General features: G+C 53.1%; 11 protein-coding genes. 8 read left to right on the forward strand and 3 right to left on the reverse strand.

Annotated features, from left to right (window positions below):
- Positions 1-42: 42 nt before the first annotated feature.
- The 7 genes from JT719_RS05990 (at position 43) to JT719_RS06020 (ending at position 11,696) form a co-directional block, all read left to right on the forward strand.
- On the forward strand, positions 43-1,467 hold the full coding sequence (locus JT719_RS05990) for a tagaturonate reductase (RefSeq protein WP_207431617.1): 1,425 nt from the start codon (positions 43-45) through the stop codon (positions 1,465-1,467).
- Positions 1,468-1,626: 159 nt separating this feature from the next.
- Positions 1,627-3,024, forward strand: coding sequence for a glucuronate isomerase (gene uxaC / locus JT719_RS05995; RefSeq protein ID WP_207431623.1), 1,398 nt, complete (start codon positions 1,627-1,629; stop codon positions 3,022-3,024).
- 3 nt (positions 3,025-3,027) lie between these two features.
- Entirely contained in the window at positions 3,028-4,056 is a 1,029-nt protein-coding gene (locus tag JT719_RS06000) for a sugar kinase (RefSeq protein WP_207431624.1), read from the forward strand.
- Positions 4,046-4,705: a beta/alpha barrel domain-containing protein gene (locus tag JT719_RS06005; RefSeq protein ID WP_207431625.1), complete on the forward strand. Its 660-nt coding sequence runs from the start codon at positions 4,046-4,048 to the stop codon at positions 4,703-4,705. Before JT719_RS06000 ends, JT719_RS06005 begins: the two co-directional genes overlap by 11 nt.
- 47 nt (positions 4,706-4,752) lie before the next feature.
- The gene (locus JT719_RS06010; RefSeq protein ID WP_207431626.1) at positions 4,753-6,120 is read left to right on the forward strand and encodes an MFS transporter; all 1,368 of its coding nucleotides are present in this window, start codon (positions 4,753-4,755) and stop codon (positions 6,118-6,120) included.
- A gap of 198 nt (positions 6,121-6,318) precedes the next feature.
- A complete protein-coding gene (locus JT719_RS06015; protein WP_207431628.1) occupies positions 6,319-8,793 on the forward strand; it encodes a glycoside hydrolase family 95 protein in 2,475 nt (824 codons plus the stop codon).
- 326 nt (positions 8,794-9,119) lie between these two features.
- Positions 9,120-11,696 carry a phosphoenolpyruvate carboxylase gene (locus tag JT719_RS06020; protein WP_207431630.1) on the forward strand — a complete coding sequence of 859 codons (2,577 nt, stop codon included), beginning with the start codon at positions 9,120-9,122 and terminating at the stop codon, positions 11,694-11,696.
- Between the two features lie 300 nt (positions 11,697-11,996).
- Here the strand turns inward: JT719_RS06020 and JT719_RS06025 are convergent, their stop codons facing one another.
- Positions 11,997-12,725, reverse strand: coding sequence for a hypothetical protein (locus JT719_RS06025; RefSeq protein ID WP_207431632.1), 729 nt, complete (start codon positions 12,723-12,725; stop codon positions 11,997-11,999).
- A 109-nt stretch (positions 12,726-12,834) separates the two neighbouring features.
- Positions 12,835-13,797, reverse strand: a complete 963-nt coding sequence (hutG, locus tag JT719_RS06030) for a formimidoylglutamase (RefSeq protein WP_207431633.1) — start codon at positions 13,795-13,797, stop codon at positions 12,835-12,837.
- Positions 13,798-13,897: 100 nt separating this feature from the next.
- On the opposite strand from hutG, the gene JT719_RS06035 reads away from it, so the two are divergent.
- Complete coding sequence (locus tag JT719_RS06035) at positions 13,898-14,461, forward strand: hypothetical protein (protein ID WP_207431635.1); 564 nt, start codon at positions 13,898-13,900, stop codon at positions 14,459-14,461.
- 43 nt (positions 14,462-14,504) lie between these two features.
- Here JT719_RS06035 and hutI read toward each other — a convergent pair whose 3' ends face one another.
- Positions 14,505-15,752 carry an imidazolonepropionase gene (hutI, locus tag JT719_RS06040; protein ID WP_207431637.1) on the reverse strand — a complete coding sequence of 416 codons (1,248 nt, stop codon included), beginning with the start codon at positions 15,750-15,752 and terminating at the stop codon, positions 14,505-14,507.
- Positions 15,753-15,819: the final 67 nt, after the last annotated feature.

A 15,819-nucleotide genomic window follows, 5' to 3' on the forward strand; every position in this document is an offset into this window, starting at 1 on the left:
TGCATTTCATAAAACATCCCAAAAACGAAACACCAGAATTGTATGCAAGCATTGAACAGAAATAACGCCCAGGTCACGCAGCAACGGCCAACCAAAGTGGTTCAGTTTGGCGAGGGTAACTTCCTCCGCGGTTTCGTGGATTGGATCATTGATATCCTGAACGAGAAAACCGACTTTAACGGTGGCGTGGAAATTGTTCAACCGCTGGACAAAGGCATCTATCAGTTGCTCAACAAGCAGGACGGCTTGTATCACCTGGTGCTGGAAGGAATCCAGGACGGGAATACCGTGCAGGACACCCGGCTGATTACCTGCGTGAACCACTCGCTCAGCCCGTACGCCCATTATGAGGAATATTTAAAATTAGGCGAGAACCCCGATTTGGAGTTCATCATCTCCAACACCACCGAGGCCGGCATCGCATTTGAGCCCGATGACGTCAACTTTGACACTACGCCTGGCTCCTTCCCGGGTAAACTCACGGCCTTATTGTACCGCAGGTTCACGCATTTCGCGGGGGCAAAAGACAAAGCCTTAACCATTATTCCATGCGAATTGATAGAGAAAAACGGGGAAAACCTGCGTACCACCGTGCTGCAATTCGCGCAGCACTGGAACCTGCCTGCTGAGTTTGTATCCTGGATTGAGAACGACACCATTTTCTGCAACACGCTGGTAGACCGCATCGTGCCGGGCTTCCCGAAGGACACCATCAAAGAGATTCAGCAGGAACTGGGCTTTGAGGACAACCTGGTGGTGAAGGCCGAGCCGTTCCACCTGTGGGTGATTGAAGCGCCGGAATCGGTGGCGAAAGCGTTCCCCACCGAGCAAGCCGATCTGCAGGTGAAATTCGTGGACGATCTTACCCCGTACAGAACCCGTAAGGTGCGCATCCTGAACGGCGCCCACACCGCCCTGGTCCCGGTGGCTTACTTGCAAGGCCTACGTACCGTGCGCGAAGCCGTGGAAGACGAAAAAGCCGGTACGTTCATCAAAGAAGCCATTTTTGAGGAAATCATCCCTACTTTGGACCTTTCCGCAGAGGAACTGAACCAGTTCGCTAACGACGTGATTGAGCGTTTCCAGAACCCGTTCATCCGCCACGAGCTGCAATCCATCGCCCTCAACTCCGTGTCTAAATACAAGGTGCGCGTGCTGCCTTCAGTATTGGAATATCAGTACCGCAAAGGCCAACTGCCGCAGCGTTTGCTGCACTCGCTGGCGGCCTTGATCCTGTTTTACAAAGGCGAGTACAACGGCGAACCAACGCCGGTGAACGATACCCCAGAGGTGCTGGATTTCTTCCAGGCGGCCTGGCAGAGAAACTCCGCCGCCGAGACCGTGCAAGTAGTGCTTTCTAACCAGGAGTTCTGGGGCACTGACCTGACCCAGGTAGAAGGCCTGGAGGCTTTGGTGAACCAGGAACTGGAAGCGCTGCAGCAACAAGAGCAGCTGAAAACTGTCTAAAAGGCACTTATTCATACTCTTTTAACAAAAACAGGCACCCACACAGGTGTTGGTGTCTGTTTTTGACCTATTTTAAGCGAATTACCCTGAAAACGCCCGAGTAGCTTACCGGCAATCGGGCTGTTTTCAGATCTTTTACAGTATCCCAACGCTACGTTTATGTCATTTTTAGACGACAACTTCTTACTTCAGACCAAGACCGCCCAAACGCTGTACCATGAGCATGCCAAGCACATGCCCATCATTGACTATCATTGCCACCTGAACCCCGCTGATATTGCCAACGACCGGAAGTTCAGGAACCTGACCCAAATCTGGCTGGAAGGCGATCACTATAAATGGCGGGCCATGCGCACCAACGGCGTACCTGAGCGGTTCTGCACCGGCGATGCCGATGATTTCGAGAAGTTTGAGCACTGGGCCAAAACCGTTCCGCTTACCATGCGCAACCCCTTGTACCACTGGACGCACATGGAGCTGAAGCGCCCCTTCGGGATAAAAAAAATCCTGAAACCGGAGTCTGCCCGTGAAATCTATGACGCGGCCACCGAGATGCTGCAATCCGATGAATTCAGCGTGCGTGGCATCCTGAAGAAGATGAACGTAGTGACCATCTGCACCACCGATGACCCCATCGATACCCTGGAACACCACCAGAAAATAGCCGCCGATGAATTCGGGATAAAGGTGTTGCCTACTTTCCGTCCGGATAAAGCGATGGCCATTGAGGACGCCGGCTACCTGGGGTACCTGGAGAAACTGGAAGCCGCTTCGGGCATTTCCATCAGCAATTACCAAAGCCTGCTTGATGCTCTGAAACAGCGCCACGACTTCTTCCACGCCCAGGGCGGACGCTTGTCTGACCACGGCCTGGAGACCATGTACGCCGAGGAATACACCGACCAGGAGATTGCCGCCATTTTTGAAAAAGCGCTGCAAAAACAGGCATTGACCAAAGAAGAGGTCCTGAAATTCAAATCTGCCATGCTGGTGGAACTGGCCCTGATGGATCATGCCAAAGGTTGGACGCAGCAGTTTCACCTGGGTGCGCTGCGCAACAACAACACCCGCATGATGCGCGAACTGGGCCCGGATACCGGCTTCGATTCCATCGGGGATTTTGACGTGGCCCGTCCTTTGGCTAAATTCATGGACAAACTGGACAACTCCAATCAGTTGGCCAAGACCATCCTCTACAACCTGAACCCGAGCCAGAACGAACTGTACGCCACCATGATCGGCAACTTCAACGACGGCAGCACACCCGGTAAAATCCAGTACGGATCGGCGTGGTGGTTCCTTGACCAGAAGCAAGGCATGGAGGCCCAGATGAACGCCCTGTCCAACATGGGCTTGCTGAGCCGCTTCGTGGGAATGCTCACCGATTCCCGCAGCTTCCTCTCCTACCCGCGCCACGAGTACTTTAGAAGAATCCTCTGCAACATGCTGGGCAACGATGTGGAGAACGGCGAACTTCCGGCTTCTGAACTGGATTGGATAGGTCAGATGGTGGAGAACATCTGCTACAACAACGCGAAAAACTACTTCAATTTTTAAGCTATGACCCGCGGAAAAGTCTTATCATTTGGGGAGCTGCTGCTCAGAATCTGTCCGGATGGGCAAGGCCAATGGCTGCAGGAGAATCGGTTGCCGTTCTACGTGGGCGGCGCCGAACTGAACGTAGCGACCGCCCTAGCGCTGTGGGGCGTTCCCTCGGCGTACCTCACGGCCCTGCCCGAGAACTTCGTGTCTGAGCAGTTGATCGGCTATATGCAGGAGCGCCAGATTGATACCAGCCCCGTGGTGCTGCAAGGCGACCGTGTGGGCCTTTATTACCTGCCTAAGGGAAAAGACCTCAAAAACGCCGGCGTGATCTATGACCGCGCGGGCTCGGCGTACGCCGATTTGAAAACCGGGACCATCAACTGGGACCAGGTATTTGAAGGCGTGAGCTGGTTCCATTTCAGCGCCATCTGCCCGGCCATCAACCAGAACGTAGCCGAGGTCTGCGCCGAAGCCCTGCAAGCCGCCCAGGAACGTAACATCTTCGTTTCCCTGGACCTGAACTACCGCGCCAAGCTTTGGAAGTACGGGAAGGACCCGGTTGAGGTCATGCCATCGTTGGCAGTATCCTGTAACCTAATCATGGGCAACGTGTGGGCCGCGAACAAAATGCTGGGCATGCCGCTGGAAGAGGAACTGGTGCAGGACATCGAGAAAGAGAAACTGCTGCAGCACGCCACCTTAACTTCGGAAGCAATTTTGAAAGAATTCCCCAAGTGCAAAATCGTGGCCAACACCTTCCGGTTCGATCACGGGCCGCAGGGCATCCGCTACTTCACCACGCTCTATACCCAGGGCGAATTGCACGTGTCGCAGGAGTACGTGGTAGACAAGATCCTGGACAAAGTGGGCAGCGGCGACTGCTTCATGGCCGGGCTCATTTATGGCTTTTACCACCAGCGCTCACCGCAGGAAACCCTGAAGTTTGCCACGGCGGCGGCCTTTAAGAAATTATTCATCGAAAGCGACGCTACCACCAGCACGGTAGCCGAGATTGAGGAAACCATTCAAGCGTATGCCAAATAAAGAAACGGCCCTACAGGCCATCGTAAACCAAGGGCTTCTGCCGTTATTCTTCCATGAGGACCCGCAGCTGAGCCTGGACGTGGTAAAGGCCCTTTACCAGGCGGGCGTGAGAACGCTGGAGTACACCAACCGCGGATCGGCGGCGCTGGAAAACTTCACGTTTCTGAAACACGAGCTCAAAACGTACGAGGATCTGCACTTGGGCATCGGGACCATTAAAACCGTGCAACAGGCCAACGATTTTCTCAAAGCCGGCGCCGATTACGTGGTGGCCCCTATTGTGGACCCGCAGGTGGGCAACCTGGTGCACGAAGCGGGTTTGCTCTGGATTCCGGGGTGCTTCACGCCCACGGAGATCCATTTGGCGCAGCAGGCGCAGGCGGCTTTGATCAAGATCTTCCCGGCTAACATTGTGGGTCCGGCGTTTGTGTCTTCCATCAAGGAGCTGTTCCCGGGTCAGTTGTTCATCCCTACCGGGGGCGTGGAAATGGAAGAGGAGAACTTCCGCACCTGGTTTAAAGCGGGCGTCTGTGCCGTGGGCATGGGCAGCAAACTCATCAGCAAAGACATACTGGCCAACCGGCAGTTTGATACCTTACAGGATCTCACGGCACAAGCATTGGAATTAGCGCAGAAATGTAGAAAATAGTTAACCCCGCCCTTATGACCCAAACGAAACAAACAAAACCAATCACAATGACAAGCCAGGAAAAGATTGGCAAGTACCGGTGGACCATCTGTGGCCTGCTCTTCTTCGCCACCACGGTCAATTACCTGGACCGGCAGGTGCTCAGCCTGTTGCAGCCCCTGCTGGCGGAGAAGTTTGGCTGGTCCAACACCGATTACGCCAACATTGCGGCGGTTTTCCAGTTCACCTACGCCATCTCCATGCTTTTTGCCGGCCGCATCATTGACCGGTTGGGCACCAAACAGGGCTATGCCTGGGCACTGATCATCTGGTCCTTGGCGGCTATTCTACACGCCTACGCGGAGCCTTTGGGCAGGGCGGTGAGCCCGGTGTTCACGGCATTGGGCTTTACCGGCCTATCTGTGTCGGTGATAGGGTTTATGGTGGCCAGAGCTTTTCTGGGCTTTGGTGAATCTGGGAACTTCCCGGCAGCCATCAAGGCTACGGCAGAATATTTTCCTAAGAAAGAAAGATCGCTGGCCACCGGGGTCTTCAACTCTGGGTCTAACATAGGTGCCATCCTGGCCCCGGTAACGGTGCCGTTGATTGCCTCGCATCTGGGTTGGGAGTATACTTTCTTCATCATCGGCGCAGTGGGTTTTGTGTGGCTGATCTTCTGGTTTATCTTCTATGACACCCCAGACCGGCAGAAAAGATTGTCTGCCGCGGAGAGAGCCTACATCAGCAGCGACAGTGAACCGGTTCTGGAACCAGATTCCCCGGCCTCGGCAGAGAAAGTTTCCTGGTTCAGACTACTCAACTTCAAGCAAACCTGGGCATTTGTGTTCGGGAAATTCATGACCGACGGCGTGTGGTGGTTCTTCCTTTTCTGGCTGCCTGCTTACCTCAAGGCGCAGTACGGGATAACCGGTAAAGAAGTGATGCTGCCCTTAACCGTGCTTTACAGTATGACCATGATTGGCAGTATTTTCGGCGGCTGGTTTCCTATGTATTTCATCAACAAAGGCTATAATCCTTACGAGGGCCGCATGCGGGCGATGCTCATGATCGCCCTCTTCCCACTGGTGGTACTTGCTGCCCAACCGTTAGGTGATATCAGTTACTGGTTCCCGGTAATTTTGATCGGAGTAGGCGCATCTGCCCACCAGGCCTGGAGCGCAAACATCTTCACCACCGTTTCCGATATGTTCCCGAAGAAATCCGTGGCCTCGGTGACGGGTATCGGTGGCATGGCCGGTGGTATTGGCGGGGTGGTGGTCACCAAATTAGGCGGTTACCTGTTTGACCACTATGAAGCACTTGGCAGCGTGGAAACCGGTTATACCATCATGTTCGCTTTCTGCGCCCTGGCGTACCTGATTGCCTGGGCAGTGATGAAATCATTGGTGCCTAAAATGAAGCCGGTGGCCTTGTAGTAAGCCTGCCCCGTTTCTAAGGTGAAATCTCCGGAAGGCTTTCTTCCCAGATTCACCCCCTGAATAAGCCTTTGGATTCTGCGATCTGAAGGCTTATTCATTTCCGGGCCTCCCTCCTGCTGCTGCATTTTTACCGCTCTGTTTCCCGTTTCCTGTTTTTAGTCTATTTTCAGAAAATCAGCCCCTAACCGTTGTCCCATGAGACTAGTGCACTTTTTCAGGTTTACTTTCCTTTTGCTTTTTACCGTGACTACCAGTTTGGCCCAGCAGAATGCACCCATGCGGCTGTGGTACGACAAACCCGCTGCCAACTGGAACGAGGCCCTTCCCTTGGGTAATGGGCGCATCGGGGCTATGGTATTCGGCAATCCGGCCAAAGAGCAACTGCAGCTGAATGAGGAAACGGTATGGGCCGGCGAACCGGGCAACAACGTAAAGAACGATCTGTACAGCGCCCTGCCCCAGATCCGGAGGCTGATCTTTGAAGGCAAGCACCAGGAGGCGCAGGCCCTAGCGTTGGAAAAAATCCCCAGAAACGCTCCCGCCGGTAACAACTACGGCATGCCCTACCAACCGGTGGGCAACCTGTTTCTGCACTTTCCCGGCCATGAACGACCCACCCACTACACCCGCGATCTGGACATCAGCCAGGCCGTGGCCTCAGTCTCGTACCAGGTGGGCGATGTGACGTTCCGGCGCGAGATGATCACTTCTTTCACAGACCAGGTCATCCTCATCCGGCTCACCGCAAGTAAACCAAACAGCATCACCTGCACCCTTTTTGCGGATAGTCCGCACAAAACCTACCAGGTGAGCACCCAAGGCAATAAACTGATTCTGTCGGGCACCTCCGGAAACGTGGCCAACAAACAAGGGAAGGTAAGATTTCAGGCCCAGATCCAGCCGAAGGTGATAGGCGGAAAAGTCAACGCCACAGACAATTCGCTCCAGATCACCGGTGCCGATGAGGTGGTGGTGTACGTGGCCATGGGCACCAACTTTAAGAACTACCAGGATATCTCCGGCGATGAAACGGTGAAAACAGCCCAATTTTTGAAAAAGGCACTCAAAAGAGACTACCCCAAAGCTCGCGAGGCGCACATCAAATTTTACCAGAACTACTTTAACCGGGTAGCGCTGGATTTGGGCACCACCGAGGCCATGGGCAAACCCACCAACGTGCGCCTGGCCGAGTTCGCCAAAGGCAATGATCCGCAGCTGGTGAGCCTGTACTTCCAGTTCGGGCGGTATTTACTGCTCTCCAGCTCACAACCGGGTACCCAACCGGCCAACCTGCAAGGCATCTGGAACGACAAAGTTTCCCCGCCCTGGGACAGCAAGTACACCGTGAACATCAACACCGAGATGAACTACTGGCCCGCTGAGGTCACCAACCTGCCGGAGATGCACGAGCCGCTTTTCAGCATGCTGAAGGATTTGGCCCAAACCGGCAAGGAAGCGGCCTCCAAGATGTACGGGGCCCGCGGCTGGACCCTGCACCATAACACCGATCTCTGGCGCATGACTGGTCCGGTAGACGGGGCGTTTTATGGTCTTTGGCCCATGGGCGGCGCCTGGCTCACGCAGCACCTTTGGCAGCATTACCTGTATACCGGAGACCGCAAGTTCCTGAAAGAATATTACCCCGTTTTGAAAGGTGCCGCCCAGTTCTTCGCTGATGTGCTGCAGGTAGAACCCACGCATAGGTGGCTGGTGGTGGCCCCGTCTATGTCGCCGGAGAACTCCCACCAAAACGGAGTTTCCATTGCCGCCGGCACCACCATGGACAATCAGCTGGTCTTTGATGTGTTCTCCAACGTGATCAACGCCGCGGCGGCTCTGAAAACCGACCAAGCCTTTGCCGATACGCTGCGCACCCTCCGCGACCGCCTGGCGCCTATGCAAGTAGGCCAACACGGGCAATTGCAGGAATGGCTCCATGACTGGGACAAACCCACCGACAAGCACCGCCACGTCTCGCACCTGTACGGCCTGTTCCCCAGCAACCAGATATCCCCGTTCACCCATCCGGAGTTATTTCAGGCCGCTAAAACTTCTCTCGTCTACCGCGGCGATAAATCCACGGGTTGGTCTATGGGCTGGAAAGTGAACCTATGGGCCAGGCTGCTGGACGGAAACCGCGCTTACAAACTCATAGAAGACCAACTCTCGCCCGCCGGGGCCGTGGAATCCGGCGAAGGCGGAGGCACCTACCCCAACCTTTTCGATGCCCACCCACCGTTCCAGATTGATGGAAACTTCGGCTGTACGTCCGGCATCGCCGAGATGCTTTTGCAGAGCCATGACGGCGCATTGCACCTGCTGCCTGCTTTACCGGAGAAGTGGCAGTCCGGTGAGGTGAAGGGCTTGGTGGCCCGCGGCGGCTTTGTAGTGGACATGCGTTGGGAGAACGGCAAGGTGAAAGCGCTCACCATTCACTCCAAACTAGGCGGTAACTGCCGCTTGAGGGTAGCCAACGGATTGGAACTGCAGGGCAAAGTAAGCCTGCAAAAAGCGGAGGGTATCAACGGCAATACCTTTTACCAGGTGGCTTCTATCAAAGCGCCATTAATCACTTCCAAAGCAAGCCAAGGCCACGCAAACCTACCGCAAACCACCCTTCTGGACCTGAAAACCAAGAAAGGCAAAACTTATCAATTGATCGGCTTATAGAATAAGTTGGCAATAGCTTTACTACCTGCTGGCAGTAACCATTTTCATCCTGAGGAAGGAAGACTGAGTTCCTGCCAGGTCAGCCCTTCTGTTTTAGGCCTGATTTGTAAAAACAAGCCTAAAACAGAAGGGACTATCAGGAGCTCGTACAGGAATTAAACCTAGGCAAATTTGAAAGTTGATTGCTATTTCTGCCGAATACTGATAAAAACATCAACAAAGCAGACGGAGACTTTTATATTTGTTAAAGGCCATAGCTGTAACCGTACCGATGTGGCTTTAGTACAACCAGTGAACAGTTAAGAATACTGCTATAACTATCAACTATGGATGGCTCTTCTACCAGTGCCCTGCAAACCTATGACAAACACGTAGGGCTGAAATTTCAATTATACAACAGCTTGTTCACGGCGCTCCCGTTCCACCGGGTGGAGAAAACGGGCGTTCTGCTTTCCATCTTCCTGCTGCATTGCGAAGAAGGATTTGCCAAGGAAGCCAGCCCTGCCGAAATCATCAGCACTTTCTTCAGCCAGTACACGCCCTACCGTACCCAGCAGGAGCAGCTGGATCTGCTTTTCCGGTTTGTGCAGTATGCTGAGCGGCAAGTGGTGTTGTTTGATGCCCTGGAGGATGCCTCATTCAGGGAGACGCATGACATGACCGGGGCCGGTACCCTGAAGCACCTGCAAGCCGAAGTTGAGCAAACCCAAACGCACCAGCAACTGAAAGAAAAACTAAAGGATTTCTCGGTGCGCCTGGTGCTCACGGCCCATCCTACCCAGTTTTACCCCAGCGAGGTGTTGGGCATCATCAATGACTTGTCCAAGGCTTTGGTGAGCGACAATACGGCCCAGGTGAACAGCTACCTGCGCCAGTTGGGCAAAACCCCCTTCTTCAAAAACGAGAAACCTTCGCCGTATGACGAGGCGGTGAGTCTGATCTGGTACCTGGAGAACGTGTTTTACCAGTCGGCCGGACAGATCATGTCTTTCCTGAAAAGCCAGTTCCCTGAGGCTGTTTCGGCCCAGAACCCGCTGATCAGGCTGGGCTTCTGGCCGGGCGGCGACCGTGACGGGAACCCGTTTGTCACGGCCCAGATTACCCGCAAGGTAGCCGAAGCCCTGCGCGGCGGCATCATAAAATCCTATTACCAGGATGTGCGCCGCCTCAAACGCCGGCTTACTTTCAAAGGAGTTTTGAACGAGCTGATTGCGCTGGAAGAAAAGCTGTACAACAACTTGTTTCTGCCAGGGTACAAAGCAGATATCACCAAGGAAGACATCCTGGCGCCGCTGCAGCGCATCACAGATGTGTTGATCAAACACCACAACGGCTTGTTCCTGCACTTAGCCGAAAACCTGGTGCGGAAAGTAGAGCTGTTTGGCTTGTACTTCGCGTCGCTGGATGTGCGGCAAGACAGTTCGGCCCACACCGAAGCTTTGGAAGCCATCGCCTCGCAAACCGATGCCTTGCCCCAGAACTACACGCAGCTTTCGGCGGAAGAGAAAATTGCGGCCTTGCTCAACGCCAACACCACCGTAGACCCGGCATCGCTGGAAAACGAGCTGCACCGCGACACCGTGGAGTCTATGCAGGCTATTAAATCCATCCAGCAGATCAACGGCGAGCAGGGTTGCCACCGCTACATCATCAGCCACAGCACCAGCGCCTTGGACATTATGGAAGTCTACGGCCTGTTCCTCTTGAGCGGCTGGAAACCCGAGGAAATGAGCATAGACATTGTGCCGCTGTTTGAGACCATTGATGACCTTAAGAACGCCCGCGGGGTGATGCAGGCACTGTACACCTCAGACGTATACCGCCAGCATTTGCAGCGGCGCGGCAACATCCAGACCATTATGCTGGGCTTCTCAGACGGCACCAAAGACGGCGGGTATCTCATGGCCAACTGGAGCATTTACAAAGCCAAGGAAGAACTGAGTATGCTGGCCAAGGAGCATGGTTTGCAGGTGGTCTTCTTTGACGGCCGCGGCGGACCTCCCGCCCGGGGCGGTGGCAGAACGCACCAGTTCTACGCGTCCATGGGTTCCAATATCGCCAGCAAGGAAATCCAACTGACCATCCAGGGGCAGACCATCAGCTCCAACTTCGGGACCATAGATGCGGCCCAGTACAACATGGAACAGTTGATGCACGCCGGTATCCGCAACGCGCTGTTCACTGCCCGCGAAACCACCCTCACCCAGGAAGAGGAACAGCTCATACAGCGCATGGCCGATGAAAGTTACCAGGCCTACAACACGCTCAAGAACCTGCCCAACTTTTTGGAGTACCTCAACTACGCCAGTCCGCTCAGGTACTACGCCGAAGCCAACATCGGGAGCCGTCCGGCCAAGCGGAAACCGGGCAAACTGAACCTGAACGATCTGCGGGCTGTGCCGTACGTGGGCTCCTGGAGTCAGTTAAAGCAGAACCTGCCGGGTTATTACGGGGTAGGCGCCGCCATGCAGAAACTGGAGAACGAAGGCCAGTGGGAGGCCGTAGTGCAACTGTACAGACGGTCCCTGTTTTTCCGGACATTGATAGGCAACTGCGAGATGGCCATGACCAAATGTTTCTTCCCGCTTACCGCGTTTCTGGCCAAGCACCCGCAGTACGGCGAGTTGTGGAACATGATTCATGAGGAGTTTGAGCGCACCAAGCAATACGTACTGCGCCTGACCGGCAACGCGCATTTGATGGAAGACAAGCCCGTGAACCTGCTTTCCATCCAGATGCGGCAGCGCATTGAGTTGCCGCTGCTCACCATTCAGCAATTTGCCCTCACCCAGATCAGGGAAATGGAAGAGCAGGAAACCGAGACTGAAGACAAAAGCAAGTTTGAGAAACTGGTGGTAAGGTGCTCCTTCGGGATCATCAACGCCGAACGGAACTCAGCGTAAATCTTTTTGTAAGTGATAAAAAAGCGAAACCCGGCACTTTGGAAGTTGCCGGGTTTCGCTTTTTCTGTTTTAGGCTTGTTTTCTGTAAATGGCCGCAGAAACAAAGTCTATGGAGGCTTTTCTTTTCATGTCTGGCGCAAGCGTCCGCTTGTGTCTTTTTTGAGTGACATCTGTTTTGGGGCTATTTTTCGAAAAAAAGCTTGTATACGTAAACACAAACGGACGCTTGCGCCAGATTACCTACCATTATAACGGTTTAGTATAAACAGCGTGCATGGGCCGTCGACAGAAGTATAGTGTTTAGTCAACTTTAGACACAAGCTTTTTTCTTTCGTCAACCAGCTTTACTTTGACAAAGAACCAAGGCACAGGCTCGAAACCATTTTCTTCAGCATTCATGTACTCTACTAGCTTTTCCCAATTATGGTCATTGGCAATAAGTCCGAAATGATTTATCTGCACACCAAACTTATCTACTAATTCATCAGCAATGTCATGGCAGTGAAAGGTATGGAAGTCGCCGCTTGCCTCAATGCCTATTAAGTCATAGCCAATAGCTTTTTCAGAGTCATCAGCTACTTCAGGTATCTGTCTGTTTAAGTTATCCCAAAGTCCGATAGCTCCTATATTTTTTTCCTTCACTACAAACTCTTCTATCAATGCGTCTTTTTCCATTTCAGGGAAATTCACACTGAATAGGTGATAATCCTGTGCTGTGTCAAAGAACCTTTTTTTATATTCCTTTAAAGTGTCAAAATCAGAGAAGGTATTTACCCAGCCAATTTTCTTTTCCTCGAACTTTTGGTCAGCCCAAGTCTGGATTTCCTTGATCTTGGATGTGGTCAGATTGAATTCTTCTCTTGCCTCTTTAAGTCCGCTGTTTCCGCTTGAACTCCAAGAGATTGACCAAGCATCGAAGTAGGAGTCATTAATACAAGTACTGCATGTGCAAACTTTGGAACTTTTTCTGGAACCGAAATCCGCAAGACGTACTTTTATGAAATAATAAGCTCCTAGGTAATACTTCATATTTTTAGCTTGTGCCTAAAAGTGAATAAAAGAAAATTTTAAACAGGCTCAACTTCTATCAACCTTCGTTTTAAGCTTAGTTTAAGGAAAACAAGCCCAAAACAAAATCTTATTTCCAGGTTTGCACCAGATGGTAAATCAAGCCGGCGGCTAGCTTGGCGGTTTGGTTGTCAATATCATGCGTTGGGTTCAGCTCCACTACATCTGCTGACATGAGTTTTCCGCTGTGGGCAATCTCTTTGATTAGGGGCAAAACAGCCTGGGGGGTTAAGCCCAGGGCAGTGGGAGCACTCACGCCGGGGGCATAGGCAGCGGCAAACACATCCAGGTCAATGCTGAGGTACACCTTGTCTACCCGATTGATAAACTCCTGAATCTTCTCCTTCACCCGTTGGGTTAGCCCAAACTGCAGGTCCTGGGCCTCCACATATTGGGCTCCTACCTCTTCCGCTGTTTGGAAAAGCTTGCGGGTATTGCCGTACTCCTGTATTCCCAGGCACAGGTAATGAAACGCTTTTCCGGCGGTTTCCAACGCATGTGCTATCTGGAGAAAAGGACTCCCAGAACTTGGCTGCGGCGCGTAACTACGGAGGTCAAAATGGGCATCCATGTTGATAATGCCTAGCTGCTCCTCTGCTCCTATCTGCGTCTGAAGTCCCAGGAAATGTCCGTACGCGGTTTCATGTCCGCCGCCCAGGAGAATGGTTTTGTAGCCTTTTCGCTGCAGCAGCTCCACTTTGCGGCCCAGCCTGATCTGGGCTTCTTCCAACAGGTGATTAGAGCAGATCACATCTCCGCCCCCAAAGAGTTGCACCTCTTCCGGCAGATGATCAGCCAGGGCAGACATGGCCAGTCTGATGGCCGAAGGTCCGGCCGATGCTCCCACCCGGCCCAGGTTCCGGCGCACGCCTTCATCACAACTAAAGCCCAGAAAAGCGAAATTCCCCTCCCCTTCGGGCACGTCTCTGGAAAGGTCAATCAACTGCACCACCTGGTGCCACCGCATCCCCAGCATGCCATCCTGCAGATCGGTTCTTCCTTTCCAGGTTGTTTTGTCTGATGGTTTGTACATATTTTCTGCCGCTTTAGAGGTTTAAAGAAGTGTCATAATTTTTATATTACATCTTCAACCTATACCCCACTATCCAATAAGATAAATAAATCTGAATTACATGACGTTATTCTACACTATTCTACAACAAGCGAAAGAAGAAGACAAGCCGGTAGCCCTTAGAACCCACGGCAATGACGGCCCTAAAGTGTACCTGGGCTATCTGCTGGACTACAACGAAGAAACCATCAGTGTGCGGTCTATGACCGCGCAGGGGTTGCCCAACGGAATCCTGATCCTTAAAACCACTGACCTGTTTGGGGTTGATATTGATGATATTTTCCTGCGCCGGCTGGAGATCAAAGAAACCAATCTCCGGAAAATCTATACCGACACGCCTGTGCCCGCCCTGTTCCATATTGGCAACTGCAGCATGGAAGAGATCCTGCAACAGGCCAAAAAGGAACAGCAACTCATTTATCTTTACCTGTACCAGGATTTAGGCCTTTACGGATTTATAAAAGAAGTATCAGAAACGGAGTTCTTGATTGAGGTCTACAACAGCTATGGTCAGTACGATGGCCTGTCTGTGCACCTGATTGAGAACGTGAAAAACATCAACTGGGAAGACGAAGACACTCGCCTTGTGCGCATCATTCTGGATGCCCAGCAATCGGTGAACTAAGTTTGCCCTGGTATTTGAGAGCGGAAAGCTGGTCTGGGTACTTCTACACCAGCTTTCCGTTTTTCCAGACCATAGTGGGTTTCAGCTTGCCCTGGAAGTACGGGATTTCCTGGTAATTACTGGTAGGGAAAGCGATCATATCTGCCAGCATACCGGCTTCAAGGCTTCCGCGGTCTTCTAATCTGAGGGCATGGGCAGCCCTTGTGGTAACGCCAGCGAAGGTTTCTGCGATGGTCAGTTTCTGGGCAGCCCCCAATAGACTTGCCTGTACCAGTAAATCGCCCATTGGGGCAGAGCCCGGGTTCCAGTCGGTTGCAATGGCTACGCAGAGGCCCTGGTCCAGCATCTTACGGGCCGGGGCGAAGGCGATTCCCAGCCCCAGGGAGGCGCCGGGCAGCACCGTGGCCACAACTCCGGCCTCCTTCAGCAACAAGAGTTCCTGCGGGGTGCTGGCTTCTAGATGATCGGCGCTGAGCGCCTCCACCTGAGCGGCAACCTTGCTACCGCCGGTACTGAACTGATCGGCGTGAACCGTTATTTGAAACCCTTGCGCCTTTGCCTCCTGTAGAAACCACAAAGCTTCTTCCTCAGAAAAAGCGGTGTCTTCAATGAAAATATCCACCCGGTAAGCCAGGGCTTTTTCTTTCACCTGCGGCAAATGCTCCTGTACCACATGCCGGAGGTAAGCGGTATTTTCTGCAAACTCCCGGGGACGGGTATGAGCGGCCAAACAGGTAGGCACTAAATCCAGGGGATGCTGTTGGTTCACCTGAGAAATGGCCTCCAGCATTTTCAGCTCGTCTGGCACCGTGAGCCCATAGCCACTTTTTACCTCGCAGGTGGTTACTCCTTCCGCTAAATGCCGGCTGCAGCGCTGGGTAAGCGTTTGCACCAGTTCCTCCGGTGAGGCTGCCCTGGTTTTCCGGACCGTATCCAGAATGCCCCCACCCTGCCGGGCAATCTCCAGGTAGGTTTTCCCGGCAACCCGCAAGGCATAGTCATTGGACCTGGACCCCGCAAAACAAAGATGGGTATGGGCATCAATTAAGCCGGGTAGCAAGACCAGCGGCTGATCTATCGGGTGCAACTGATAGGAATGGCTTTCCGCTTCCCGCGCGAGTTGCGCGTAAGGCCCAACCCGCACTATTTTGTCTGCCTGTACCAGAACCCCGGCGTGTTCCAGAATTTCTAACTGGTCATCGGTGATCGGTCCGGTTAAGGGCAGGTTCGCCATGGTAACCACTTGGGCGAATGGGCCAATCAAGGTACAGGTTTCAGGGGGTGCCTCCATGGGAATTCACTTCAGACACGGGAAGCATTCTCCTGAGAGCCTGGTTCCGTTCTGAAGCACAAGGTGG

The sequence above is a fragment of the Sabulibacter ruber genome (assembly GCF_017355955.1).
Classification (GTDB): Bacteria; Bacteroidota; Bacteroidia; order Cytophagales; family Hymenobacteraceae; genus Nibribacter; species Nibribacter ruber_A.

Coding starts and splice junctions, on each gene's coding strand:
- JT719_RS05990 (WP_207431617.1), top strand. CDS start 43: ATGCAAGCATTGAACAGAAATAACGCCCAGGTCACGCAGCAACGGCCA.
- uxaC (WP_207431623.1), top strand. CDS start 1,627: ATGTCATTTTTAGACGACAACTTCTTACTTCAGACCAAGACCGCCCAA.
- JT719_RS06000 (WP_207431624.1), top strand. CDS start 3,028: ATGACCCGCGGAAAAGTCTTATCATTTGGGGAGCTGCTGCTCAGAATC.
- JT719_RS06005 (WP_207431625.1), top strand. CDS start 4,046: ATGCCAAATAAAGAAACGGCCCTACAGGCCATCGTAAACCAAGGGCTT.
- JT719_RS06010 (WP_207431626.1), top strand. CDS start 4,753: ATGACAAGCCAGGAAAAGATTGGCAAGTACCGGTGGACCATCTGTGGC.
- JT719_RS06015 (WP_207431628.1), top strand. CDS start 6,319: ATGAGACTAGTGCACTTTTTCAGGTTTACTTTCCTTTTGCTTTTTACC.
- JT719_RS06020 (WP_207431630.1), top strand. CDS start 9,120: ATGGATGGCTCTTCTACCAGTGCCCTGCAAACCTATGACAAACACGTA.
- JT719_RS06025 (WP_207431632.1), bottom strand. CDS start 12,725: ATGAAGTATTACCTAGGAGCTTATTATTTCATAAAAGTACGTCTTGCG.
- hutG (WP_207431633.1), bottom strand. CDS start 13,797: ATGTACAAACCATCAGACAAAACAACCTGGAAAGGAAGAACCGATCTG.
- JT719_RS06035 (WP_207431635.1), top strand. CDS start 13,898: ATGACGTTATTCTACACTATTCTACAACAAGCGAAAGAAGAAGACAAG.
- hutI (WP_207431637.1), bottom strand. CDS start 15,752: ATGGAGGCACCCCCTGAAACCTGTACCTTGATTGGCCCATTCGCCCAA.